General features: G+C 65.4%; 2 protein-coding genes. One reads left to right on the top strand and one right to left on the bottom strand.

Features of this window, described 5'->3' with window-relative positions; genetic code table 11:
- The coding region (locus V6M61_RS04840; protein WP_332775436.1) for an Ig-like domain-containing protein at window positions 1–1,204 on the top strand (1,204 nt) is incomplete at its 5' end.
- Between the two features lie 490 nt (window positions 1,205–1,694).
- Here V6M61_RS04840 and V6M61_RS04835 read toward each other — a convergent pair.
- Window positions 1,695–2,019, bottom strand: a 325-nt coding sequence (locus tag V6M61_RS04835) for a hypothetical protein (protein WP_332775435.1), incomplete at its 5' end; no start/stop codon positions are given.

The raw sequence follows: 2,019 nt of genomic DNA, 5'->3' as shown, positions 1-2,019 counted from the left end.
CCTCGGCCTGCACCATGCCCATGCCCTGGACTGCGGCGACACCACCCTGGGCAGCAGCTGCACCGCCCAGGAATACGGCGACACCCTGGACATCATGGGTTACTCCGGCACCGTCGGGCATTTCAACGGCTTCAGCAAGGAACGCCTGGGCTGGCTGGCCAGCAGCAATATCATCAACGTCGCCAGCGGCGGCAATTTCTACCTGAAGCCGGCCGCCACCCAGACCACCAGCGGCAAGGTGCTGAAAATCGCCAACGGCCTGGATAGCAGCGGCGCGCCCAACTACTACTACGTCGAATACCGCCAGCCGCTGGGCTTCGATGCCCAGATCACCGACCGCGGCGTGGTCGACCCGAACAACGCGTTCAAGGGCGTGGCCATCCACCAGGCCAGCCCGAGCAACGGCAACAGCGGCCAGTTGCTGGACATGACCGCCGGCAGTAATTTCGTCGACATGAAGGATCCGGCGCTGATCGGCGGGCGCAGCTTCAGCGACAGCGGCATGACCGTCACCACCCAGTGGACCGACGCCAGCCAGGCCCTGGTCAGTGTCGACTTCGGCGGCGGCAGCAGCACCCCGACCTGCACCCGCAGTGCGCCGAGCGTCAGCGTCAGCCCGGGGCAAAGCACCTGGCTGGCGGCCGGCAGCAGCTACACCTTCACGGTCAGCGTGACCAACAAGGACAGCAGCGGCTGCACCAACAGCAGCTTCAGCCTGAGCTCGGTGAAACCTAGCGGCTGGAGCGCCAGCCTGGGCAGTGCCAGCCTCAGCCTGGCCCCCGGCGCCAGCGCCAGCACCACGCTGAAGGTCACCTCGCCGAGCACCGCCACCGATGGTTTCTACAGCGTCGGCAGCAGCGCCACGGCCAACAGCCGCACCGCCAGCGGCACCGCCAGCTTCGTGATCGACAACCCGACCAGCAGCACCAACCAGGCGCCCAAGGCCCTCAGCGACAGCTCGCTGCTCACCAGCCTGACCGCGGTGAACATCGCCGTGCTGGCCAACGACAGCGACCCGGACGGTGACGCCCTGAAAATCGTCGCATTCACCCAGGGCAGCAAGGGCAAAGTCAGCCTGAACAGCAACGGCACCCTGAAGTACAGCCCGGCCAGGTCGCTGAAGAGCACCGACCAGTTCAGCTACACCATCAGCGATGGCAAGGCCAGCGCCAGCACGACGGTGAACATCAGCCTGACGCGCTAGCAGAAGGCCGAGGCCGCAGATAAACAAGGCGCGGAGCCCAGGCCCGCGCCTTTTTTGTTCCGGCGGGCCCCGGCTCTCCCTGTAGGAGCGGAGGGGACGCCTAGTCTTCATCCGCGCTGGGGACGTCCGGCTCGACATAGCTGTCGCGGCTAAAGCCCCTCCCACACGAGCAATACGCTGTTCTTTCTGCAGGATCGGCGTCGTGCTCAGGCTCGGCTTCGCGGATAACGACCCGGCGTCCCCTCCGCTCCTACAAAAGCGCTGCCACCACACCAATTACCCAGACCGGACACCTCCTCCCCTGTGGGAGCGGACTCGTCCGCGATAGGGTCTCAAGCAGCGCAGCCATCGCGGCCAAGGCCCCGCCACAAGAGCGGCACAGTGTTCATTCGGCAAAGAGAAAGGCACCAGACAAAAAAACGCAGGGCCACGCCCTGCGCTTTTCGTTTTGCGATGCCCGGGTCATCCCTGACGCCGGGCGGTTTACCACTTAGAACGAGTTATCGTTCGGCAGGTCGCAACCCAGGTTGTTATCGGCATCCAGTGCCGACGCCAACGCCAGGATGGTTCCCCGGTCCTTGCTGGCCAGCGCCGCATTGACCTCGGCGATGATCTCGGCCTCGGTCCGCGGGAACTCCACATCCGGGTGGGCGGCGTTGAGCAACGAGGCCACTGCGGCGCGCAACAGGATCTGCGCAGCCCCGGCCAGGTTATTGCCACCCGGGTAGTTCAGCGCTTCCAGCAGGCTGTCGTCACCCAGGTGGGCCAGCACTCCATTCGGCAGACTGAATACCGAGTCCACGGTCTGGTTCGGG

It is taken from the genome of Polaromonas sp. (genome assembly GCF_036676035.1).
Taxonomy (GTDB): domain Bacteria; phylum Pseudomonadota; class Gammaproteobacteria; order Burkholderiales; family Burkholderiaceae_C; genus Polaromonas.
The sequence above is the reverse complement of the archived record's forward strand: the minus strand, read 5'-3'. Positions and strand labels throughout refer to the sequence as shown.